General features: G+C 63.4%; 22 protein-coding genes. 16 read left to right on the top strand and 6 right to left on the bottom strand.

All coding sequences use genetic code 11. The features are described from left to right. Positions 1 to 148 precede the first annotated feature (148 nt). Positions 149 to 1240, top strand: coding sequence for an acyltransferase family protein (locus F600_RS0125120; RefSeq protein ID WP_018163433.1), 1092 nt, complete (start codon positions 149 to 151; stop codon positions 1238 to 1240). Positions 1241 to 1246: 6 nt separating this feature from the next. Here F600_RS0125120 and F600_RS0125115 read toward each other — a convergent pair whose 3' ends face one another. After that, positions 1247 to 1720, bottom strand: a complete 474-nt coding sequence (locus tag F600_RS0125115; protein WP_018163432.1) for a hypothetical protein — start codon at positions 1718 to 1720, stop codon at positions 1247 to 1249. 388 nt (positions 1721 to 2108) lie between these two features. Here F600_RS0125115 and F600_RS0125110 point away from each other — a divergent pair, with 388 nt between their 5' ends. The 4 genes from F600_RS0125110 to F600_RS0125095 are packed head-to-tail and all read left to right on the top strand — an operon-like array spanning position 2109 to position 6970. Then, entirely contained in the window at positions 2109 to 2510 is a 402-nt protein-coding gene (locus F600_RS0125110; RefSeq protein WP_026306938.1) for an Imm7 family immunity protein, read from the top strand. A gap of 33 nt (positions 2511 to 2543) precedes the next feature. Further along, the gene (locus F600_RS0125105) at positions 2544 to 5816 is read left to right on the top strand and encodes an error-prone DNA polymerase (protein WP_018163430.1); all 3273 of its coding nucleotides are present in this window, start codon (positions 2544 to 2546) and stop codon (positions 5814 to 5816) included. Between the two features lie 37 nt (positions 5817 to 5853). Beyond that, entirely contained in the window at positions 5854 to 6777 is a 924-nt protein-coding gene (locus F600_RS0125100; protein WP_026306937.1) for a DUF4349 domain-containing protein, read from the top strand. Beyond that, the gene (locus F600_RS0125095; protein ID WP_018163428.1) at positions 6746 to 6970 is read left to right on the top strand and encodes a DUF167 domain-containing protein; all 225 of its coding nucleotides are present in this window, start codon (positions 6746 to 6748) and stop codon (positions 6968 to 6970) included. The genes F600_RS0125100 and F600_RS0125095 overlap by 32 nt, the downstream gene beginning before the upstream one ends. On the opposite strand, the gene F600_RS0125090 is transcribed toward F600_RS0125095, so the two are convergent. Then, the gene (locus tag F600_RS0125090) at positions 6967 to 7431 is read right to left on the bottom strand and encodes a tRNA (cytidine(34)-2'-O)-methyltransferase (protein WP_018163427.1); all 465 of its coding nucleotides are present in this window, start codon (positions 7429 to 7431) and stop codon (positions 6967 to 6969) included. The two genes, F600_RS0125095 and F600_RS0125090, sit on opposite strands and share 4 nt — an antisense overlap. Before the next feature lie 164 nt (positions 7432 to 7595). Here F600_RS0125090 and F600_RS0125085 point away from each other — a divergent pair, with 164 nt between their 5' ends. The 4 genes from F600_RS0125085 (at position 7596) to F600_RS30925 (ending at position 10781) form a co-directional block, all read left to right on the top strand. Next, positions 7596 to 7787 carry a hypothetical protein gene (locus F600_RS0125085; protein WP_018163426.1) on the top strand — a complete coding sequence of 64 codons (192 nt, stop codon included), beginning with the start codon at positions 7596 to 7598 and terminating at the stop codon, positions 7785 to 7787. Between the two features lie 35 nt (positions 7788 to 7822). After that, complete coding sequence (locus F600_RS0125080) at positions 7823 to 8680, top strand: bifunctional methylenetetrahydrofolate dehydrogenase/methenyltetrahydrofolate cyclohydrolase (protein ID WP_018163425.1); 858 nt, start codon at positions 7823 to 7825, stop codon at positions 8678 to 8680. Then, positions 8677 to 8982 (top strand): DUF3017 domain-containing protein, encoded by a 306-nt coding sequence (locus F600_RS0125075; protein ID WP_018163424.1) that lies wholly within the window; start codon positions 8677 to 8679, stop codon positions 8980 to 8982. The genes F600_RS0125080 and F600_RS0125075 overlap by 4 nt, the downstream gene beginning before the upstream one ends. 140 nt (positions 8983 to 9122) lie before the next feature. Continuing rightward, on the top strand, positions 9123 to 10781 hold the full coding sequence (locus F600_RS30925) for a serine/threonine-protein kinase (RefSeq protein ID WP_018163423.1): 1659 nt from the start codon (positions 9123 to 9125) through the stop codon (positions 10779 to 10781). Here the strand turns inward: F600_RS30925 and F600_RS30920 are convergent. Further along, entirely contained in the window at positions 10778 to 11290 is a 513-nt protein-coding gene (locus F600_RS30920; protein ID WP_018163422.1) for a CGNR zinc finger domain-containing protein, read from the bottom strand. The two genes, F600_RS30925 and F600_RS30920, sit on opposite strands and share 4 nt — an antisense overlap. A 38-nt stretch (positions 11291 to 11328) precedes the next feature. On the opposite strand from F600_RS30920, the gene F600_RS0125060 reads away from it, so the two are divergent. Next, complete coding sequence (locus tag F600_RS0125060) at positions 11329 to 11964, top strand: pyridoxamine 5'-phosphate oxidase family protein (RefSeq protein ID WP_018163421.1); 636 nt, start codon at positions 11329 to 11331, stop codon at positions 11962 to 11964. On the opposite strand, the gene metX is transcribed toward F600_RS0125060, so the two are convergent. Beyond that, entirely contained in the window at positions 11933 to 13063 is a 1131-nt protein-coding gene (metX, locus tag F600_RS0125055) for a homoserine O-acetyltransferase MetX (RefSeq protein ID WP_018163420.1), read from the bottom strand. The two genes, F600_RS0125060 and metX, sit on opposite strands and share 32 nt — an antisense overlap. A 249-nt stretch (positions 13064 to 13312) precedes the next feature. On the opposite strand from metX, the gene F600_RS0125050 reads away from it, so the two are divergent. Next, a complete protein-coding gene (locus tag F600_RS0125050; protein WP_018163419.1) occupies positions 13313 to 14530 on the top strand; it encodes an NADP-dependent isocitrate dehydrogenase in 1218 nt (405 codons plus the stop codon). An 11-nt stretch (positions 14531 to 14541) separates the two neighbouring features. Then, on the top strand, positions 14542 to 15336 hold the full coding sequence (locus F600_RS0125045; RefSeq protein ID WP_026306935.1) for an exodeoxyribonuclease III: 795 nt from the start codon (positions 14542 to 14544) through the stop codon (positions 15334 to 15336). Here F600_RS0125045 and F600_RS0125040 read toward each other — a convergent pair. Next, complete coding sequence (locus F600_RS0125040; RefSeq protein WP_156024818.1) at positions 15333 to 15602, bottom strand: hypothetical protein; 270 nt, start codon at positions 15600 to 15602, stop codon at positions 15333 to 15335. The two genes, F600_RS0125045 and F600_RS0125040, sit on opposite strands and share 4 nt — an antisense overlap. A 214-nt stretch (positions 15603 to 15816) precedes the next feature. Here F600_RS0125040 and F600_RS0125035 point away from each other — a divergent pair, with 214 nt between their 5' ends. The 4 genes from F600_RS0125035 (at position 15817) to yhjD (ending at position 20848) form a co-directional block, all read left to right on the top strand. Beyond that, positions 15817 to 16092, top strand: coding sequence for a DUF4242 domain-containing protein (locus F600_RS0125035; protein WP_018163416.1), 276 nt, complete (start codon positions 15817 to 15819; stop codon positions 16090 to 16092). 17 nt (positions 16093 to 16109) lie between these two features. Then, positions 16110 to 18677 carry an ATP-binding protein gene (locus tag F600_RS0125030; RefSeq protein WP_026306934.1) on the top strand — a complete coding sequence of 856 codons (2568 nt, stop codon included), beginning with the start codon at positions 16110 to 16112 and terminating at the stop codon, positions 18675 to 18677. Positions 18678 to 18781: 104 nt separating this feature from the next. Beyond that, the gene (gene trpS, locus F600_RS0125025; protein WP_018163414.1) at positions 18782 to 19804 is read left to right on the top strand and encodes a tryptophan--tRNA ligase; all 1023 of its coding nucleotides are present in this window, start codon (positions 18782 to 18784) and stop codon (positions 19802 to 19804) included. A gap of 24 nt (positions 19805 to 19828) precedes the next feature. Next, positions 19829 to 20848 carry an inner membrane protein YhjD gene (gene yhjD / locus F600_RS0125020; RefSeq protein ID WP_018163413.1) on the top strand — a complete coding sequence of 340 codons (1020 nt, stop codon included), beginning with the start codon at positions 19829 to 19831 and terminating at the stop codon, positions 20846 to 20848. 1 nt (position 20849) lies between these two features. Here the strand turns inward: yhjD and F600_RS0125015 are convergent, their stop codons facing one another. Beyond that, entirely contained in the window at positions 20850 to 22127 is a 1278-nt protein-coding gene (locus F600_RS0125015; RefSeq protein WP_245541626.1) for a D-alanyl-D-alanine carboxypeptidase family protein, read from the bottom strand. Between the last annotated feature and the right edge of the window lie 10 nt (positions 22128 to 22137).

Genomic DNA, 22137 nt, shown 5'->3' with positions numbered 1-22137 from the left:
GTTAACGGTAGGGTGTACCACGCTGCCGTAATTCAGAGTGGGCATTGTTCCGAATAAGCCGCGCGTATGTGGGGTATCCGAGATCAGCCTGACTCGCATCTACCTCTTCGGGGGAGGTAGGGCCGGCATCGGTTAGGAAGTGTCATTGATGCGGCTGGAAGAACGCCGGAAGCTCATCTCGACGACCCGTGTGCCTTGGGTCGATGTCGCGAAGGGCACGTCGATCGTCTTGGTCGTACTACTGCACTCCACCAACTTCCTTCTCGGCCACAACCTGGCCTCCTGGTTCTGGGACGGCTTCAACACGTACCTCGAGCCGATCCGCATGCCGCTGTTCTTCCTGGCATCGGGACTGTTCGCGCAGAACATCCTCAAGACGTCCTGGCGCGCGGTCGTGCGAAAGCGGATCTCCCTGTTCGTGTGGCTGTATGTGCTGTGGATCGTCATCCGCTTCACCTACTTCACGCTGCTCCCGTCGACGGTGAGCACAGGAGAGATCGGTAATCCGTGGATGATGCTCCAGGCACTGTTCGTTCCGAACAGTGGTCTCTGGTTCTTGTACGCACTCGCGTTGTACGCCGCATTGGCGAAGGTCCTCGCCTATGGCGGCGTACGCCTGTCGATGGGCGTCGGCCTCGGATTCGCGCTGGCAGCGCCCTATCTCAGTGAGCTGAGTTGGGCTTGGGCGCGCACGCTTCAGGACTTCGTGTTCTTCCTGCTTGGATTGCACGCCCGGGAGATCGTCGTGGCGATCAGCCGTAAAGCGACGTGGGTCTGGTTCGCGATCGCCATCGCCGCGTTTACCGGGCTCAAGTCGATTCGGGACCACCTGCACATGCCGCTGGCCGGAGTCGCCGTCGTCAGTGTTGTCGTGTCGGTCGTCGGCTTGGCGGCCGGCGTCTGCGCCGCGGTGCTGGTGCAGCACAGGTTGGTGGGCCGAGGTTTGGCGCGCCTGGGCGCCATCACGCTCCCGATCTATCTCATGCACGAGATGATCCTTGGCGCCCTTGCCGGGCAGTCCGGGGTGCAGGCCATCCTGGCGGCACATCCGCTGATGTTCTACGTGAGCCCGGTTTTGCTGGCTGCGCTGTCGATCTCCATCGCGTTGACACTGCATCGTGTGCTTCGCCGCGTGGGCTTCAGTTGGCTGTTCGAGACTCCGCGCCCGCTGCTTGCGGTGCTGCCGAGCGATCCGCCGCGGGTGGTGGAGCAGAAGAAGTTGCTTGCCGCTGCGGCGTAGCGCGTATCAGTTGCACTTGCTGAAAGCCACCGGCTGCTGGTACTGCGCTTCGGCGGAGGTATCCGTGAAGTGAGAGACGCAGTGGGTCGTCGTGGTGGTGCCGTCCGGGTTTGTCGTGGTGACGGTGTCGGTACTCGAAGCCTCTGCCGCGCCAGGGTAGTTCAGGGTGGTGTTGTAGGACTGGTTGATCGAGTCGACCGTCGTGACGCCGGTGCCCGGGTCGGTGTACGTGAGGGTGGCGTCGCCGTGGTCGTGGTAGGTCGGGGTTCGTCCGGGCGTTGTAAATGTGGATGAGTTGGGCGACGTGGTGACTGTCTTGTCCGTTTGTGTGTAGGAAAACGATCCGTCGCTCCCACTGCTCGTCGTCGTCGAGTGGGTTGCCGCATTCGAAGAATCTGCGGCGGCGACGCCCGCGCTGCCAAGAAGGGCCGCGGCGATGGCGGCTGTGGTGATGCCGAGTTTTGTCGTCAGAGATGCCATGGATTCCACCCCTTGCTGACGGGGTGGCGACGTCACCCCGAGGCCAGATTTGGCCGGTGAATTGATCTGTCAATAAGCCTAGGTTCGGCGGCGTCCGCCCGACGTCCTCCGGATGAGCTACAAGTTCGACGACGAGATCCCAAGGGGGACAGGCAATTAGGATAAAGAGAATCAATCGGGCAGACGTGATCGATGCTGTGCGGCCGACTGGGCGGAACCGCTAGGCGCTCCGGCGCGTCAAAGCGTGCGTGAACGATGAACGGGCTGATCAGGATGTGACGCCACCTTGAATCAAGGCTGGCGAGACGTGGGCAGGTCACGTGACTGCCCTTGACGTTGACTGGGCTTTATTACTCGGCTGCGCACGCCTGTGCAAGAAGGAATCTGCATGTTCGAATACCACGGGTGGATGACCATCCGGGCTTCTGCTGGTGATGAGAAGCCGGCTGAGACGGCTACGGCAACAGCATTGGCCGAAGTCGAGTTGGCGCAGCTCCGGTCCGGTTCTGGCTTTGTTGACCTGCGGACGGTGAACGGATCTCCGCAAGTGCATTTCGGTGGTCTGTTCAACCATGGCGGTGGGCGCGAGGGCGTCGTTCTCTCAACATTCCGGCGCCTTGGAGAGGTGGCTCGGGGGTCGTACGGACTCCTGTACGTCCGTGACGATGAGGACTCATCCGGGCGCGACAACGAGTTCCGGGTGCTGATCATGCGACGCGGACAGGTCATCGAAGCCAAGGATTCGTATCTCTCTCCATGTATCCCTCTTGTCGAGGACGAAGACTCCTAGACATCCCTTCTGTTCGAATGTACGTTCGAATACGTGGGATGGAGTAATGGTCCGCCGTCGTGGGCGGAATTGGAGCGGGTGCTGTCCGGCCGACCTGGCCGGACGAACCCCGAGGCGATGTATCCGGGCGACGGTGGCGACAGTCCGGCCTGGTCGCGCAAACGCGGTGAGTACGTCCCCGGCCTGATCGAACGCGTCGACGGGCCGGTCGTTCCGTATGCCGAACTGCATGCCCACTCCGCCTACAGCTTTCTCGATGGTGCAAGCCATCCCGAGGTGCTCGTCGAGGAGGCGGTACGGCTCGGGCTCGAGGCCATTGCCATCACCGATCACGACGGGTTCTACGGGGTTGTGCGCTTCGCCGAGGCCGCGAAGGAACTGGGCATTCGCACGGTTTTCGGCGCCGAGTTGTCTCTCGACGCGACCGATTCCCGTACTGGAATGCCAGACCCGGATGGCGTCCATCTGCTCGTACTGGCTCGTGGTCAAGAGGGGTATCGCCGGCTGTCTCGTGAGATCGCGAAGGCGCATCTTCGTGGGGGAGAGAAAGGGCGTCCCCGGTACAACTACGACGAGCTCACCGAAGCCGCCGGTGGGCATTGGCACATTCTCACGGGCTGTCGGAAGGGGCATGTTCGCCAAGCGATGCGGCAGGGACGTGAAGACGCGGCGCTCGTGGATCTCATCGATCGTTTCGGCCGTGAGCACGTCACGGTCGAGATGACCTATCACGGCACTGCCGATGACGACGAACGCAACGATCGGCTCGCCGCCCTGGCGCAGCGGTACGGTACGCGGCTCATCGCAACGACCGGAGCGCACTTCGCGCACCCGGAGGAACGTCGACTGGCGATGGCGATGGCGGCCGTCCGGGCGCGCAAGAGCCTCGACGAGATATCCGGTTGGCTGCCTGCGACCGGTGGCGCGCATCTTCGATCCGGTGCGGAGATGGCCCGGATCTTCGAACGCTTTCCGGCCTCGGTTCCGCAGGCTGCGGAGCTGGGTCGGGAGTGCGCTTTCGACCTTCGTCTGATCGCGCCAAAGCTTCCCCCATTCGGCACCCCGCCGGGGCACACCGAAGACAGTTGGTTGCGCGAGCTCGCGTTCACCGGTGCCCAACGCCGGTACGGAAGTCGTGACGACCGACCGGAGGCTTACACACAGATCGAGCGCGAGCTGAAGATCATTGCTGAGCTGGGATTTCCCGGCTACTTCCTCGTCGTCCACGACATCGTCTCGTTCTGCAAGAACAACGACATTCTGTGTCAGGGCCGAGGCTCGGCCGCGAACTCAGCGGTCTGCTATGCCATCGGCATCACCAACGTCGACCCGGTTCGCAACCAACTGCTCTTCGAGCGATTTCTGTCGCCGGAGCGGGACGGACCGCCGGATATCGACGTGGACATCGAATCCGATCGGCGCGAGGAGGCGATCCAGTTCGTCTACGAGAAATACGGTCGCGAGTATGCGGCTCAGGTCGCCAACGTGATCACCTATCGAGGAAAGTCCTCGGTGCGGGATATGGCTCGGGCGCTGGGCTTTTCCCAAGGTCAGCAGGATGCGTGGAGCAAACAGGTCAGCCGTTGGACGGGTATTTCGAAAGAGACCGATACCGACATTCCGAAACCTGTTTTGGAACTCGCCGCGCAGATCGAGGGATTCCCACGACACCTCGGTATTCACTCCGGCGGAATGGTGATCTGCGATCGTCCGATCGCCGACGTGTGCCCGGTCGAATGGGCGCGAATGGCCAATCGAAGTGTCCTGCAGTGGGACAAAGACGATTGCGCCGCGGCCGGTCTCGTGAAGTTCGACCTTCTCGGCCTCGGCATGCTGTCGGCGTTGCACTACATGATCGACCTGGTTGCCGAGCACAACGGCGTCGCTGTCGATCTCGCGCAGCTCGACCTTGGCGAAGAAGCCGTCTACCAAATGCTGCAGCGAGCCGATTCAGTGGGAGTGTTCCAGGTCGAATCGCGCGCGCAGATGGCGACCTTGCCACGTCTGAAACCGCGAAATTTCTATGACCTCGTCGTCGAGGTGGCACTTATCCGGCCTGGGCCGATCCAGGGTGGCTCGGTCCACCCGTACATCCGTCGCCGCAACAAGCTGGAGCCAGTCACCTATGACCACCCGTCGCTGGAGAAGTCGCTGCAGCGCACCTTGGGCGTGCCGCTCTTTCAAGAGCAGTTGATGCAGATGGCGGTGGACGTCGCCGGCTTCACCGCGGCCGAGGCAGATCAGTTGCGTCGGGCAATGGGGTCGAAGCGCTCGCCGGAGAAGATGGAGCGGTTGAAGGGGCGGCTCTTCGACGGCATGCAGCGCACGCACGGAATCTCGGGCAATGTCGCCGACCGGATCTACGAAAAGCTCTACGCGTTCGCCAATTTCGGCTTTCCGGAAAGCCATTCGCAGAGCTTCGCGTCGCTCGTCTTCTATTCGTCGTGGTTCAAACTGCACTATCCCGCCGCGTTCTGCGTCGGGCTTCTCAAGGCGCAGCCGATGGGCTTCTACTCGCCGCAGTCGCTGGTTGCCGACGCTCGTCGACACGGGGTGGTGGTCCATGGGCCGGATATCAATGCAAGTCTCGCGGAGGCGACGCTCGAGAGCGAAGGCGCCGAAATTCGGCTCGGGCTCGGACAAGTGCGCGGCATCGGAACCGATCTGGCGAAGAAGATCGAGGAGGGCCGGCCCTACGCGTCCTTCACTGAACTGACCCGCCGCGTCGACTTGAGCGTGCCGCAGGCCGAAGCACTGGCGACGGCAGGTGCCTTGGGGTCGCTCGGTGTCACGCGTCGGGAAGCGTTGTGGTCGGCAGGGGCGGCCGCTGATCAGCGGGCCGAACAATTGCCTGGAGTGGGGGCCAGCACCGACGCGCCTGCCCTTCCAGGGATGAGTGATGTGGAGCTTGCGGCGGCTGACGTCTGGGCTACCGGGATTTCGCCAGGCACCTATCCGACGCAGTTCCTGCGCCCACAACTCGATTCACTGGGAGTTGTCCCGGCGAATCGTTTGCTCGCCCTGCCCGACGGAGACCGAGTCTTGGTGGGTGGTGCAGTGACACATCGGCAGCGTCCAGCAACGGCAGGTGGAGTCACATTCCTCAATCTCGAGGACGAAACCGGAATGGTGAACGTCGTCTGTTCGGTGGGTTTGTGGTCGAAATATCGGAGGCTCGCACAAAGTGCCCCAGCGTTGCTGGTGCGCGGAAAGGTACAGAATGCCGAGGGTGCGGTGACCGTTGTCGCCGACCGACTCCAGCGAATGGATCTCCGAATATCCGGAAAGTCCCGAGATTACCGCTAATTAGCTGACGTTAAGGAATTGCGCGTACCCTGCGTCCATGCGCACGACGCGGCCTGTGGCACTTCTTGTCATTGTTCTCGCAACGCTCAGCTTCGGCATCGCCGGCTGCTCGGGTAGCCAGGGCGGCGATTCGAGCACGAAAGGGATGAGCGCGCCGGCGCCCGAAGGATCTGCCGGACTCGCGCAGGACAAGCAGACTCCGGCGGATGGGTCGCAGCCGACGACGCAGCGCAAGGAAATCGTCACCGGGTCGGTCTACCTGACCACCAAGGACCCGATCGATGCGAGCCATCGCGCGACGACTCGGGTCCAAACGCTGGGCGGGCGGGTTGATCAACGCACCGCGTACCCGCAGACCGCCGACAGCCGTGCGCGCAGCCAACTCGTTGTGCGCGTTCCCGCCGACAAGACGGATCAGTTCATTGACGAACTGTCCGACTACGGCACCGTCACGAACATCTCCGTCTCGCGCAATGACGTGACGATGCAGCATCAGGACCTGTCGGCGCGGATCAAGGCGCTGCAGACCTCGGTCGATCGTCTCCAAACGCTCCTCGCGAATGCCACCGCAACCTCGGACCTCATTGAGATCGAGACCGCGTTGTCGCAACGTCAGGCAGACCTCGACAGTCTCAATGCGCAATTGCGCGGCCTCAACGATCAGATCGACCTGTCGACGTTGACGCTCGACTTCTCGACGGTCGATCAGGGGCCGCCGAGCGAGCCGGATTCGTTCTGGGGCGGTCTTGTGGCGGGGTGGCACGAGTTGACCACCGCTGCACACAAGCTGTGGGTCACGCTGGGACGCGTAACGCCGTTCGCGGCGGTCTTCGCAGTGATCGGACTCGGTATCTGGGGGATTGTCCGTAAGGTCAACGCGCGGAACAAGAAGCGCGTGCCGGTTCCGGCTCCACGGCCCTCGGAGACGAATGCGAATAACGGCCCAGATCAAGCCCAATAGTCGGAAGGGGCCGCTGGTCGAGACGCTCGACGACGGCGGCCTGGTTGTTTATGTCCGCGCGCCGGCAACCGAGGGTAAGGCCAACGCCGAAGCGGTCGCGGTGGTTGCGAAGCATTTCGGAGTGAGCCGCAGCGAGGTGCAACTGGTGGCGGGCGCGACCTCGCGGATCAAGCGATTCGAGATCGCCGATTAGACCCCGCCCGTGAAGCCATTCTGGCGCCAGGCTTCGTAGAGGACGACCGACGCTGCGTTGGTGATGTTGAGCGATCGGCGCCCTGGGACCATCGGGATGCGGACCTTGGCCGTCACATGCGGATCGGCGAGAACCTCGGCCGACAGGCCGGTCGGCTCCGGTCCGAACAGCAGAATATCGCCGGGTTCGTATTCAATTGCGGCATAGGAGAAGTCGGCGTGCGCCGTGAACGCGAAGACGCGTTTGGGCTCGAGCTTTTCCCACGCTGCTTCGAGATTCTCGTGGACGGTCACCGACGCCAGGTCGTGGTAGTCGAGGCCCGCCCGCTTGAGTTTCGGCTCGGAAAGGTCGAATCCGAGTGGCTTCACGAGATGAAGTTCGGAGCCCGTTACCGCCGACAGTCGGATCGCGTTGCCCGTGTTCTGTGGAATGCAGGGTTGGTGGAACATCAGCCGGAACACATGACGAGGCTATCGCAGCACAGTTGGCTGGCTCGGACGTCCTGCGATTGACGGAACTTTTTGCCACAGTAATCCCTTGCGACTCGCCAACCACTCCTGCAACGCAAAGAGATCACAGTTCGGCTAGCGTTCTGTCTCGAAGTGATTGCGAGAGAGGCGGTCTCATGGCTGACCCAACGACGTGGCGCAAAATCGTCGACTCAACCAAGGACCACATCGTGACTGGTCCGTCGGATGTTGCGTCGGTAAATCGCCGAATTCGGGACCTTCGGCGCGGAGCGCCCGTTGGCCTGGGCAAGCTGGCCATCGCTGAGGCGCTCTACGAACTTGGCCTCGAAAGCCGCGCAACCGCCTAAGGGCATGCGCCAATTCATCTGAGACAATCGGGGTCGTGACTGCGACTCGCCTCGACGGCTTGATGACCCGCGATGAGATCTTCGAAGACCTGAAGCGTCGGGTCGCCGTGCTCAAGGAAGCGGGCGTCACGCCTGGTTTGGGCACCATCCTCGTCGGCGACGACCCGGGCTCCGCGGCTTACGTCCGCGGGAAGCACAACGACTGCGCGAAGGTCGGCATCACGTCGATCCGCCGCGACCTTCCGGCCGACATCACGCAGGAACAGCTCAACGCAACAATCGACGAGCTCAATGCGAACCCGGAATGCACTGGCTACATCGTGCAGCTTCCATTGCCGAAGCACCTCAACGAGAATGCAGCTCTCGAGCGGATGGACCCGAACAAGGACGCCGACGGCTTGCATCCGGTCAACCTCGGTCGTCTCGTGCTCGGCACTCCGGCGCCCCTGCCTTGTACGCCGCGCGGCATCATCCACCTCATTCGCCGCTACGACATTCCACTCAACGGTGCGCACGTCGTGGTTGTCGGTCGTGGTGTCACGGTCGGGCGCCCAATCGGCCTACTGCTTACGCGCCGCAGCGAGAACGCGACCGTCACGCTGTGCCACACCGGTACGAAAGATCTTGCCGCCGAAGTGAAGCGCGCAGACATCGTCGTTGCCGCGGCGGGCGTTGCCGGCCTGATCACCGCAGACATGGTTCGACCTGGAGCGGCCGTTCTTGACGTCGGCGTGAGCCGGACCGCGGATGGACTCCGTGGCGATGTCGCCGCCGACGTCTGGGACGTTGCGGGCTTCGTCTCGCCGAACCCCGGCGGCGTCGGCCCGCTGACCCGCGCGTTCCTCCTGGCAAACGTCGTCGAGCGGGCCGAACGGACGGCTGGAATCGCGTGACCACGCAGCCGCCGGAAGCCAGCCGCTTCACCCGCTACGTCGTCTGCAACCTGCCGATCCTGCTGGTCGTGGCGGTGATGGCGGGTGCGGTCATGTTGGTTCTCGAGGATCGCTGGCGCCGTGGCGCGTTCGTTTTCGGGATCGCAACTCTCATCGCGGCGGGGCTGCGCTTCTCCCTGCCGGAGTGGCGGGTGGGAATACTTGCCGTCCGAACCAAGCGGGCTGACTGCATCTCGCTCGCAGTCGTCGGTGCGGGGATCGTTTGGCTTGCGTACACGATCGATCCGCTGGGTACGGGTTAGGCCTGACGAGTCTTCGGAAGCTCAAGTGGCCGAGCCTGGTTCGCGGTCCTGGCGATTTGTCCTGTTCGCACTTGATCAAGAAGAGCACGACACGGTTACACTTCCCGCTATCAAGACCGTGAGGGAATAGGTGAACAGGCATGCCGGAAGAGCGCGGGTTCATGCAGCCAGGCAGCACGGTGTCGGGATACACGATCATCCGGCTCCTCGGTTCCGGCGGCATGGGTCAGGTCTACCTCGCCCAACATCCCCGGCTGCCGCGTTATGACGCCATCAAGGTTCTCTACCCGCATCTCGGCGGTGATGAATCGTTCCGCGCGCGGTTTCAGCGCGAGGCGAATCTCGCCGCGCAGCTGTCGCACCCGAACATCGTTCCGGTGTACGACGCCGGTGAAGACAACGGCATCTTGTGGCTGGCAATGCAGTACATCGACGGAACCGATGCTTCGCGCCTGATCGCGGAGAGCCCCCGCGGCATCGATCCGAGCCTTGCCATTGACATCGTCACGCAAGCCGGACGCGGATTGGACCGAGCGCACTCGCGTGGGATGCTGCACCGCGACGTCAAGCCCGCGAACCTGCTCCTGACTGGCGACTGGGACCACAACGACCCAGCGGCTCACCACGTCTTGGTCAGCGATTTCGGAATCGCACGCACTCTGGCCAACACGACGAACCTCACGAACACCGGCAGCATCCTCGCGACGATCAGCTACGCCGCACCCGAGATTCTGCAAGCCGGAACGATCGATCATCGCGCGGACATCTACGCGCTGGGATGCACGCTTTACGAGCTCCTCACCGGTTCGAAGCCGTTCCCGCGTCCGGACATGGCGGCCGTGATGCTCGCGCACATCACCGAGGCGCCGCCACGACCGACTTTCCTTCGCCCCGAATTGCCGGCGGCCATCGACGACGTCATCGCCACGGCCATGGCCAAGTCACCGGATGCGCGCTACCAGAGCTGCAAAGACCTGGCCATTGCCGCGCGCGCGGCCTTGACCGGAACCGCGATGCCGCCACCGCCACCCCCGCCGCCCGTCATGGACTCGGCCGAGACGGTCCTCAGCTCGGCGCCCCCGAGCAGGTCGGATTCGGGCGAGACGGTGGCCAGCCCGCGAACCCCGGCACAGGGCGTCACCCCGCCACCACCACCGCCTATTGCCGCGATGGCGAACGTGCGGCCGCAAGGCTCTCCGCGACCTCCGGCAAACGGCGGCAAGTCGTCCGGTCAGGGTGGCGGCGGCAAGAAGGCCGCGCTCGCCGTCGCTGCTGTCGCGCTGCTCGCCGCCGCGGGAGCTGGCACCTGGTACACGCTTAACAACTCGGACAAGAGCTCCGGCGGCAGCGGTGAGTCATCGATGACCATGGACATGACGTCGGACTCCGAGGCCACGACGTCCGAGCTGCCGGCCGACGAGCAGTGTACCGACGACATCAAGAGCAATCCGCTCTGGGTCTGTCTGACCAGCGCAAAGATCGTCGACGGGCAACTCGTCATCCAGTACACGGCGGAGTGGGCGGGCACCACGCCGAACATCAACGGCGGCTACCACCTTCACATCTGGGGCAGTGACGGAACGACCCCCGATCCCGACACCATGGGAACGCAGGCCGCGTATCCCGGGAAATGGGTCATCAAGGACACCGATCCGGCAGTGCTCACCGCCGACGAGGTCGCGCAGGTGATCGGCAGCAACACGAAGGTCTGCGCCCGGATCGGCAACAGTCAGCACCAGCTGAAGGCCGATCACAGCGGGGGCTACAACACCGGAAACTGCGTGACGATCGAACACTAGACGTGGGCGCTGCGCTGGTAGTGGCGCATTGCGCGCGCCCGGTTTCCGCAGCCGGCGGCTGAGCACCATTGTCGGCGCGCATTGGTAGCCGCGAACAGTAGTGTGCACTCGCTATGGGCGCACGGGCGTATGGCGCCATGGGGTGCCGTGAGCAGCGCGAACGCGGTCGACACGCACTCGCTGATGATGTTGTCGCTGGCCAGTCGGGGCCGCGCTGCCCATACGATTTCCGGCGGGCACCCCTTCGATGTTTCGTTGAGGTAGGCGATCGCTGCCGGGCTGGGCGTCGTGCCGAGTACGCGAGCATCCATGAGCTCGGTCAAGCATTCCCTCAGCTTGTGCACTTGGGCGAGATCGGCCTCCACGGAACTGCCGCGTGCCGCGAGCCAACGCGCCAAGTCCCGATCGGTCGCGATCAAGTCCGTCTGCTGCGGGCCGCCCCGACGAACAAGGGTGTTCACGAGATCGAGTGCGGCGGGTTCGCCAATGAGTGGATACGTTCTCACCACGGGACTAATTCTAATGTGTCAAAGCGTTAGGATTAGACGTGGACACCAGATACGCGGCGATTGCTTTCACGCCCGGAGTTCAAGCTGAGCAGATTCGACAGGGCAGCCGTCGCGCCTATGAGCATGGCTATGGCGACGCGACGGTCGGCAGCTTCGGCCCCCTTGATGATCCGGAGATGTCGTTCCTCGCCGAACGGGACAGCTTCTTCATGGCAACGACGAACTCCGATGGTTGGCCGTACGTGCAACACCGCGGGGGCCCAGCGGGGTTCGTCAAGGTGCTCGACGACCGGACAATCGCATTCGCTGATTTCCGTGGAAATCGCCAGTACATCAGCGTCGGAAATGTCGCCGACGACGATCGAGTCGCGTTGATCTTCGTCGACTACCTGCACAAAGTCCGGCTCAAGATCTTCGGGCGCGTGCGGGTCAGCGAGGACTCCGAATTGGTTGCCAAGCTGATGCCCGACAACTATCGAGCCGTCCCCGAGCGGGCGATGGTGATCGACGTCGAGGCGACGAGTTGGAACTGCCAGAAGCACATTCCGCAGTTGATTCCGGCCCAGGCCGTGGCCGACACCGTCGGGCGACTAAAGGAAGAGATTGCTCGATTGACCGCGGAGAATGCTGAACTCCGCGCCGCTAGCGAGCGAGCGTCAGCGTCTCAACAATGAGCTTGCCGACCGCATCGAACTCGGTGAGGAAGCCATCGTGTCCGAAGCGCGACGCGACGACCTCCAGTTGGCGGCAGCCTGGCAGATGGTCCGCGAGTTCCTGCTGCGTGCGCAGCGGGTAGAGGCGATCGGAATCGATGCCAGCGACAACGCACGGCACGTCGGTGGCCTCGAGCGCGGCCGCCACGCCACCGCGATTGCGCCCGACGTCGTGGCGGTTCATCGCTTCGGTGAGAACGTAGTAGCTGCCCGGGTCAAAGCGGTGAACCAGCTTGTCGGCCTGGTGCTCGAGGTAGCTCTGCACCGCGAAACGACCACCGTCGAAGGCGTTCTCGCCGGGCTGTGAATTGTTCTCGAAGCGCTCGTCAAGCTCGAATTCGGTGCGGTAGGTCAGGTGCGCGATCTGGCGGGCAAGCCCGAGTCCGGTGCGCGGGACACGGTCAGTGCCGTGATAATCGCCACCCTGCCAGTCCGGATCGGCGGCGAGAACGGCCATCTGGGTCTTCTGCGTGCCGATCTGATCGGCTGTTGCACGAGCGCCGACCGCCAGAATAAGCGCGGATCGGACGCGAGTCGGGTACTCGACCATCCATTCGAGGACACGCATTCCGCCCATCGATCCGCCGATGACCGACACGAATTTGTCAATGCCGAGCGCATCCGCGAGATGACGTTCGGCGAGCACCTGGTCGCGGATCGAAATCATGGGGAACCGCGAACCCCAGGCCTGTCCGTCCGGCGCGATAGAGCTCGGTCCGGTGGTGCCCTTGCAACCGCCCAGAACGTTCGTCGCGAGGACGCAGTACTTGTCGGTGTCGAGGGGGAGGCCCGGGCCGACCATGCCGTCCCACCAGCCGGGAAGCGGGTGCAGGCCGTCTGGTGCGCCCGTGACGTGCGAGTCGCCGGTCAGTGCGTGCTCGACAAGGATGACGTTGTCGCGGGCTGCGGAAATCGCGCCCCAGCATTGAACGGCAACGTCGACCGCGGGGAGTTCGGCACCGCTTTCGAGAGTCAATGAGCCGATCGGAACGATGGCTAGCTTGCCGTCACCACTCGGGAATGCGGTGCTGTCGGCGTCGCAATTCTGCTCGAGCCTCAAGCCTGGACCGTCCCTGTTAGTTGTAGCGGCGCAGAAAGCGCGTCGCGGTGAACACTCCGATCTTAGGGCATGTCGGAAACGCACAATATTCCGAGCTGAACTGTGAGGTCAGAGCTTTGGGGTGGGGAGACGAATTCGCATCGAAGGCTTTAGGCTGAGGACGAAGTCAGCCCATAAGGCAGACGAACTCGTACACGCTTGGCAAGAATGGCCAGTGGCGGTTACCCACCGAGGAGGACTCGCGTACCGATGGCGAAGATCAAGGTAGAGGGCACTGTCGTCGAACTCGACGGCGACGAGATGACCCGAATCATCTGGAAGTTCATCAAAGATCGACTGATCTTCCCCTACCTGGACGTGAACCTCGAGTACTACGACCTCGGCATCGAGCATCGTGACGCCACCGACGACCAGGTGACGATCGACTCCGCGAACGCCATCAAGAAGCACGGCGTGGGCGTGAAGTGCGCGACGATCACCCCGGACGAGGCCCGCGTCAAGGAGTTCGGCCTCAAGAAGATGTGGAAGTCGCCCAACGGCACGATCCGAAACATCCTCGGCGGCACGATCTTCCGCGCTCCGATCATCATCTCGAACGTCCCGCGTCTGGTTCCGGGCTGGACGAAGCCGATCATCATCGGCCGTCACGCGTTCGGTGATCAGTACCGCGCCACTGACTTCAAGGTGTTCGAAGAGGGCACCGTCACCCTGACCTTCACGCCGAGCAACGGCGGCGCCCCGATCGAGCACGAGGTCGTGCACCTGCCGGCCGACGGTGGCGTGATCATGGGCATGTACAACTTCAAGTCGTCGATCGTCGACTTCGCGCGTGCCTCGCTCAATTACGGCTTGCAGCAGAACTATCCGGTCTATCTATCGACCAAGAACACGATCCTCAAGGCTTACGACGGCATGTTCAAGGACACCTTCCAGGAGGTGTTCGAGAACGAGTTCAAGTCCGAATTCGATGCTGCTGGACTGACTTACGAGCACCGCCTCATCGACGATATGGTCGCTTCCTGCATGAAGTGGGAGGGCGGCTACGTCTGGGCGTGCAAGAACTACGACGGTGACGTCCAGTCGGACACCGTGGCGCAGGGCTTCGGTTCGCTCGGCCTCATGACCTCGGTGCTGTTGACTCCGGACGGCCGGACGTGTGAGGCCGAGGCTGCACACGGCACCGTCACGCGTCACTTCCGCCAGCACCAGGCCGGCAAGCCGACGTCGACGAACCCGATCGCCTCGATCTTCGCGTGGACGCGTGGACTCGAGCACCGCGGCAAGCTCGACAACACCCCGGACGTCATTCGCTTTGCGCAGACGCTCGAGGACGTCGTCATCAAGACCGTCGAGCATGGCGAGATGACCAAGGATCTGTCACTGCTCGTCGGCGGCGACCAGAGCTACCTGAGCACTGAGGAGTTCCTCGGCACTCTGGACGAGAACCTGCGGCGCGAACTGAGGTGAATTCTCCGGGGTTGTCGTTCCCCACGCCGGCGATCGTTTCGACGATCAACGTCAATGGTGTGCGCGCGGCTGCTCGCAAGGGCCTGCTCGACTGGCTGGCGTCAACCGAAGCCGACTTCGTGTGTGTGCAGGAAGTCCGCGCGACCGATGCCGATGCCCAGAAGGCCTTGGAGCCTGCGATCTCCGCAGGCTGGCATTTCGTGCACACCGAGTGCACGGACAAAGGCCGCGCGGGCGTGGGCATTCTGTCCCGTCGTCCGGCGGACGCGGTTCGAGTCGGATTCGAGGGTGATGTCGACCTGTCGGGTCGCTACCTCGAGGCCGACTTCGGCGGCTTGACGGTGGCCAGCGTCTACGTCCCGACCGGTGATGCCGGCACGCCACGTCAGGACGAGAAAGAGCAGTTCCTGGCGGCTCTGCGCACGCACATGCTTCGAAACGAATCGCAGTATGTCGTGTGCGGTGACTGGAACGTGGCGCACACCGAGCTGGACATCAAGGCGTGGAAGACCAACCTGAAGAACTCGGGATTCCTGCCGTCGGAGCGCGCGTGGCTGGATTCGGTTGTGGGTCCCAATGCGCCGTTCGTTGACGTCGTTCGGCATCTGCACCCGGGGACGCCGGGTCCCTACAGTTGGTGGTCGTACCGGGGCCGCGCGTTCGACAACGATGCTGGTTGGCGCATCGATTGCCACTTCGCGACCCCGGATCGCGCCCACCGCGCCAAGGATGCTCGGGTCGAGCGTGCGGACGCCTATGACCAGCGCTGGTCGGACCACGCGCCGGTGACGGTGCAGTACCGCTAGCCCGTCGCGTAGTAATTGCCGCGGCGGTCGTAGAAGTCGACGTACTGATTTCCGTGATTGTCGCGGTACCAGCACTGGTACCCGGTCAGAACGCCCGAGGTGTATTCGACGTACCAACTGCCGCCGGCTCCGCGGCACTCGGATTGCAGGTTGCTGATCGGCAGTGCATTCGCAGTGGCAGCCTGGGCCAGCATCATGGGTCCCGCCAGCGCAGTAGCAAGGGCCGCCCCGGCGATGGCTCGTCTGATTTTCGATGCGATGGACATCGTTTCTCCTATGGGTTGGGTCCGGCGGTTGCCGGCATCGACAACGATCCGGCTGCGCACGCGTCATGACATCGGGAGAAACGACCTATCTCGAGCGTGGGGAGCTGTCGCGAAATGTAGGGAACACCTCCCGATGTTCTGACCCGGAATCGGCGGAAGGGTGAGTGCATCGAGCCGAAAACCCGGTTCGGACATCACAACCAAGGAGCCCGCCATGACCCGCTTCGTCATCGAACGCGAAATCCCGAATGCCGCCGAGCTGACCGAGGAACAGCTCGTCGACATCGCCACCACCTCGAACGCCGCCGTCGCGTCGCTGGGTGTTCCGTACAACTGGGTCACCAGCTACGTGGCCGGCGACAAGATCTACTGCGTCCACGAGGCCGACGACGCTGAAGCGATCTTCGAACACGCTCGTCGCGGCGGCTTTCCGGCCAACAAGGTCACGGCAGTCGCTCACGAATTCGGTCCGCAGTGGGAACAGCGGTAGCGACCTACACTGGCGACGTGCAGCTGCTCGAGCGCGATTCACAACTCGAGCAGCTTCGCGCGGCCATCACGCGGCTCACGGCAGAACGTCAGGGCAGCGGATTTGCCATCTCCGGTGACAGCGGTGCGGGCAAGACAACGTTGGTCGATGCGGCCTGTGCGCGCGTCGACGGTGCTCGCATATTGCGTGTGAAATGCGATCCGCTCGATACTCCGCGGCCGCTGGGACCGTTCAAAGACCTTGCGGCCGTTGTCGGTTTGGATCTCGGCAACACCGAAATGCTGCTGTCCGAGGTCTGCGAGAAGGTGTACGCGGCGATGCTCGCGGAACCGTCGGTTGTGGTCGTGGAGGACTTGCATTGGGTGGATGCGGCGTCGGTGGGTGTACTGCGATTCCTGGCCCGCCGGATTGAAGCGATGCCGCTGGTCTTGCTCATGACTCTTCGTGATGTCGAAATCGGGGCCGGGCACCCCGCCCGGCCGTTGCTCGGCGATGTTGCGGTCCTTGACGGATTGGCGACGATCCCGCTGCCGCTGTTGAGCGTCGACGCGGTGGCCCAGCTTCTCGGCGGGACCGGGCTGAACCCCGCCGAAGTGCATTCGGTGACGGGCGGCAATCCCTTCTTCGTCACCGAAGTTGCGAAGGAACCCGACCTGCCGATTCCGGGGTCGGTGCGGGATGCCGTTCTCGCTCACACGACGAAGGTGTCTGCTGCGGACCTCGAAGTGTTGCAGCTGATGGCCACCGCACCCGACCGGCTCGGCGATCGCGTCCTGCCGACGCTCGGAATCGACCTCCCGACTTTGCGCCGATTGACCGAAACGACGCTGATCGATCGAAGGCGGGAGGGGATCGTCTTTCGCCACGAGCTCGCGCGTCGGGCCATCGAAAGCACTATCCCGCCTGGTGGCGCGAGCCGTCTGCATGCTCGATTACTGGAGGCGCTCGAACGGCTCGACTACTGCGATCCGGCGGTTCTGACTCACCACGCGGTCGCGTCCGGGGATCGTTCACGCGCTACGTTGTATGCGAAAGCGGCAGCGGCAGAGGCGATTCGATCCGGCGCGCACTCCGAGGCGGTGGCGTTCTATGAGATCGCCCTCGAACACCTGGGGGCAGGGGCGCCGATGGAACGCGCTGACCTGCTGCTCGCGCTCGCATTCCAGCAGTACATGGTCAGCCGACTCCGGGAGGCGATCGAGTCAGTGCGCCAAACGTTCCCGATCTGGCAGGACGCGGGCGACGTGGACGGGCTCGCGAAGGCGCATGCGGCCGTCGCCGTCTACGAGTACTACAACGCGCAGCGCGGTCGCGCCGAAGCCCATTTGGACCGAGCCGCAGCGATCGCGGGCGACATCGGGGCCGATGTGACCTACTGCCAAGCGCGCACGACGCGCGCCTATCTGGCCTACATGCGGAGCGATGCCGAGCTGGCACGGGACTGTCTTGACCAGGCCAGAAATGTGCAGCACACGCGGCCACAGGAGTTTCTGCGATTGCGCAATCGCGTTGTCGCCGACGCGAACAACCTCGTGTGCGGCGACGACGATGCCCGGGCCCGCCTGTTTGACCACATGGAAGCCGCGCGGGTGTTGGGCTTCGACGAGTTGGCCTCGACGGTGTACTCGAACATCGTCAATCTCGACGTCGAGCACGGACGATACCGAGCTGCCGAGAGGGTGCTCGAGGAGTCGCTTCCCTTCACCGTTGAGCGCGATATCCCCATCTGTCGGCATTGGCAGACGGCGGTGCGGTCGAGGCTGCAGTTCGTGAAAGGGCATTGGAGTGCCGCTCTCGAGGACGCGGCGGCGGTGCTCGACGCGGACGGGATGCCTATCGCCACCTTGTGGCCGCATGTGGTGAAGACTCTGGTGCCGTTGCGCCGAGGAGAAGAGGCCCGGCTCGCGGAACTCGATGACGCCTGGGACCTCGCTGGCCGGCTCGACGAACCTCTTCGGCGGCTGGCGGTGCTCGCGGCGTTGGCGGAAGTCGCCTGGATGACCGATCGAGTCGATGAGCGCGTGTCCGAGATCGCCGTCGCGGAATTGCCGAGGCTTGCGTCGGCCCCGGGTGCCGGGTGGGCGGCCGGCAACCTTGCCGTGTGGCTGCGGCGGGTTGAGCTTGCCGTTCCGGACGTGGCAGTGGCGGAGCCTTACCGACTTTCGCTTGGCGGACATTTCGCCGAGGCGGCATCGTGGTGGCATCTGGCGGGTGATCCGTTCTCGGAGGCCATGTGCTGGACGGATTCTCCGGCGACCGACGACCGAGTTCGTGGGGTTGCGCTGTTGGATCGATTGGGCGCGGTCGGCACGGCCGATCGACTGCGGGTGGCGCTCCGCCAAGGCGGTCTGACGGTTCTCCCGCAGCGTCCGCGTGGCACGACGCGCGCGAACCCCGGCGGACTCACCAACCGGCAGCTCGATGTCGCTCGTCTCATCGCCCGCGGTTTATCGAACAATGAGATCGCTGCGCGGTTGTACATCTCGCCGAAAACCGCGGACCACCACGTCTCGGCGATCCTCATGAAACTTGGGCTGGCGAGCCGGCGGGCGATCGTGGCGCAGGCCGATGATCTGGGGTTGTAGGCAGCGACGTCGGTTCTATGGGCGATATTGCGGACCTATCCCAAGATTTTGCCCACGGTAAAGCAGTTGCAGGGACGCGATCCTCGCATGGGAAGATCAGACGCATGTCGAGTCCAGCTCCTGCCGCTCCGCAGCGCGTTCTGTCCGGGATTCAGCCCACGAGTGATTCGTTCCACCTCGGCAACTACCTCGGTGCGTTGAAGTCGTGGGTCGCGTTCCAGGACGAGTTCGACGCGTTCTACTTCATCGCGGATCAGCACGCGATCACCGTTTCATTTGATCCGAAGCGGCTGGCTTATCGCACTCGCGCAGTTGCCGCGCAGCTCCTTGCACTCGGCGTCGATCCGTCGCGCTCGGCGATCTTTGCGCAGAGTCATGTGCCCGAGCATGCGCAGCTGGCATGGGTTCTGAACTGCATCACCGGTTTCGGCGAGGCGTCGCGGATGACCCAGTTCAAGGACAAGTCCGCCAAGCAGGGCAACGAGAACACCACTGTCGGGCTGTTCACCTACCCAGTGCTGATGGCCGCGGACATCCTCCTTTATCGCCCGCAGTTCGTTCCGGTCGGTGAGGACCAGCGCCAGCACCTCGAGCTCACGCGTGACCTCGCACAGCGTTTCAACACGCGCTTCAAGAAGACGTTCGTCGTGCCCGAGGCGTACATCGTCAAGGGCACCGCGAAAATCTACGACCTCCAGGACCCGACCTCGAAGATGTCGAAGTCGGCCGCGAGCGATTCCGGGCTCATCAATTTGCTCGATGATCCGAACGTTTCGGCGAAAAGAGTGCGCTCGGCGGTTACTGATACCGAGCGTGAAATTCGGTACGACATGGAGAACAAGCCGGGCGTCAGCAATCTGCTCACAATCCTCAGTGCGCTGACCGGTGATGATATTCCGGCGCTCGAATCGGGTTATGTCGGAAAGGGATACGGCGACCTGAAAGGCGACGTAGCGGGCGTGCTCGTTGATTTCGTGACGCCGGTACAGAAGGCCGTGCAACAGTATCTTTCAGACCCGGCGGAACTGGACCGGATCTTGGCGGACGGTGCCAATCGTGCGCGAGAGGTCGCGTCCCGCACGCTCGGTCAGGTGTATGAGCGAGTGGGGTTCTTGCCAAAGGGGTAAGTAAATCCCGGGAGGTGGCCGGGGATGAAGCTCAAGGAACGGTTCGAAGAAGAGCGACTCCAGCGTCCTTGGCTCGACCACCTCATCACGGCGGCAATGCAGTATCAGAGCCAGCGCGGCGATTTCTTTGCCGCAGCGGTCACCTACTTCACCGTGCTGGCGATTTTTCCGCTGCTCATGATCAGTTTCTCGATCGCCGGTTTCGTGCTTGTCACGCACCCGGAATTGCTTTCTACTGCCCAGGCCAAGATTTCGAATGCCGCGCCCGGCGCGATGGGTGACCAACTCAAAACGATCATCGATCAGGCGATCAATTCGCGGTCGACCGTCGGTGCCATCGGCCTTTTGGGTGCGCTTTATGCAGGCCTTGGCTGGATGGCGAACTTCCGCGCGGCCCTGACGGAACAGTGGCTGCAGAATCCGCCGAAGATGAGCTTCATCAAGGCGAAGCTCGGGGATTTGGTCGCGCTTCTCGGGTTGCTGTCGACGTTGATATTTTCGGTTGCAATCACGGCAGTCACCTCCGGCTCCCTGGCCGAGAAGGCGCTCAGCCTGGTGGGTCTCGAACATTCGATCGTTGCGGCTGTCTTGATCAAGGTCGTCGGAATTCTGATTGGAGTCTTGGCGTCCTGGCTGCTCTTCGTCTACATCGTCGCGCGGTTGCCATACGAACCCGTGACGCTTCGTAGCGCCGCACGGGCTGCGCTGATTGCCGCGGTGGTGTTCGAGATCTTCAAGCAGATCGCGACGCTGTATCTGCGCTCGGTTTTGCACAGCCCAGCAGGCGCGGTGTTCGGCCCGATTATCGGAATCATGGTGTTCGCGTTCTTCACGTATCGGATCGCGCTATTTGCGACCGCGTGGGCGGCTACGGCCCCGGAGAACGTGGCGCTGGCGACGGTGGCTCCGCCGGGGACTGCGGTGATTGAGCCGCGGATTCAGGTGCGGCGGGGGATGGGTGTCATCGAGGCGACAGCCGTGGTTGGCGCTGGGGTTTTGGTTGCGTTTGGGTTGGGCGGGGTGTTGGGGCGGAAGAAGGCGTGAGCTAGCGCCGCTTCTTCTTCGCCATCGCGGCGAGAACCAGCAGGCACACCACAATCCCACCCATCAGTCCGATCGCGAACCGCACCAAGATGGACTGCGAGTTCTTACTGGCCCGCGCGATCTCGTGCACGGTCTTGGCCGGCGGGGCGGCCATAGTCGCCGCAGGAACAGCAGGCGCGCCAGCTTCGGCGGCGGTCACCGAGGGCTTCCCGTCGAGCGATCCGACGTTCGCGCCCTTGATCCCGAATCCGTAGTCGAGCAGTCGGGCGCCCTGCTCCCATGGTCGGAGGAACGTGGCGTCGGCGTCGAGGATCGTCACGACCAGACGCCGGCCGAAGCGTTCCGCGGCGCCCACGTACGTGTGGTGGGCGTCGTCGGTGAAGCCGGTCTTGCCGCCGATCGCGCCGGGGTAGTTGTAAAGCAATTGATTGTCGTTGGCCATCGCGAATCCAGGCAGCGCGGGTTCTCCGGGTGGTCCAGGAAATCCGGGAAATTGAGCCTGTTCGGTTCGAACGAGACGTGCGAAATCGGAATTGCGCATCGCCTCGCGGAAGAACACCGCGAGGTCATACGACGAGATCGACATTCCCGGTCCGTCAAGTCCGCAGACGGTGGCTGCACGGGTATCCATCGCCCCTAATTCGCGAGCAGCCGCATCCATCTTCTCGAGAGTCTTTTCCGTGCCGCCCATCTGGCGCGCGAGAGCGTTGGCAGCGTCGTTTCCGGACACCATGAGCAAAGCCTGCATGAGGTCATTGTTGGAATACCGGCCACCCTGGCCGATGCCGACTCGGGAGCCGTCCATGTTCGCGTCCTCGTCCGTGCCCGTGACGACGGTCGAGAGGTTCAACTCCCGGAGTGCGACGAGCGCGAGCAGAATCTTCAGCGTGCTCGCCGGTCGGTAGCGTCCGTGCGGGTCCTTGGCCGCGAGCACTTCGCCGGTGTCGAGGTCGGCGACCACCCAACTCGCTGCGCCGATCGTCTCCGGGAGCGCAGGTGCGCCCGCGGGCGTGATGATCCCGCAGCGCCCGAGCAGCGGCCCGCCGATCGGGTCGTGGGGGATCGGAAGCGGTCCGGGCGCGACGCCGCCGGGCTTAGGGACCTCAGACGTGTCTGTGGGGGCCGGTGGATTACTGCGGTTGGGGCAGTGGTCGGTATTGGGGGTGCTGAATGTGGGAGGGGTAGTCGTGGTCGATTCTTCAGCCTGAGCAATCGTCAACGGCCCGGTGAATGCCAACAGCAGAATTGCCACGACAGATGCCCGAGCGCTTAACCACACGGTTTCGGAC

It is taken from the genome of Smaragdicoccus niigatensis DSM 44881 = NBRC 103563, assembly GCF_000380645.1.
Lineage (GTDB): Bacteria > Actinomycetota > Actinomycetes > Mycobacteriales > Mycobacteriaceae > Smaragdicoccus > Smaragdicoccus niigatensis.
This window is presented reverse-complemented; position numbering and strand designations above follow the sequence as displayed.

What these genes read in the sequence shown, in the direction of transcription:
- F600_RS30925 (WP_018163423.1), top strand. Translation starts at nt 9,123, where the DNA reads ATGCCGGAAGAGCGCGGGTTCATGCAGCCAGGCAGCACGGTGTCGGGA.
- F600_RS0125100 (WP_026306937.1), top strand. Translation starts at nt 5,854, where the DNA reads ATGCGCACGACGCGGCCTGTGGCACTTCTTGTCATTGTTCTCGCAACG.
- F600_RS0125120 (WP_018163433.1), top strand. Translation starts at nt 149, where the DNA reads ATGCGGCTGGAAGAACGCCGGAAGCTCATCTCGACGACCCGTGTGCCT.
- F600_RS0125110 (WP_026306938.1), top strand. Translation starts at nt 2,109, where the DNA reads ATGTTCGAATACCACGGGTGGATGACCATCCGGGCTTCTGCTGGTGAT.
- trpS (WP_018163414.1), top strand. Translation starts at nt 18,782, where the DNA reads ATGTCGAGTCCAGCTCCTGCCGCTCCGCAGCGCGTTCTGTCCGGGATT.
- F600_RS0125050 (WP_018163419.1), top strand. Translation starts at nt 13,313, where the DNA reads ATGGCGAAGATCAAGGTAGAGGGCACTGTCGTCGAACTCGACGGCGAC.
- F600_RS0125040 (WP_156024818.1), bottom strand. Translation starts at nt 15,602, where the DNA reads ATGTCCATCGCATCGAAAATCAGACGAGCCATCGCCGGGGCGGCCCTT.
- F600_RS0125095 (WP_018163428.1), top strand. Translation starts at nt 6,746, where the DNA reads ATGCGAATAACGGCCCAGATCAAGCCCAATAGTCGGAAGGGGCCGCTG.
- F600_RS0125115 (WP_018163432.1), bottom strand. Translation starts at nt 1,720, where the DNA reads ATGGCATCTCTGACGACAAAACTCGGCATCACCACAGCCGCCATCGCC.
- F600_RS0125035 (WP_018163416.1), top strand. Translation starts at nt 15,817, where the DNA reads ATGACCCGCTTCGTCATCGAACGCGAAATCCCGAATGCCGCCGAGCTG.
- F600_RS0125085 (WP_018163426.1), top strand. Translation starts at nt 7,596, where the DNA reads ATGGCTGACCCAACGACGTGGCGCAAAATCGTCGACTCAACCAAGGAC.
- yhjD (WP_018163413.1), top strand. Translation starts at nt 19,829, where the DNA reads ATGAAGCTCAAGGAACGGTTCGAAGAAGAGCGACTCCAGCGTCCTTGG.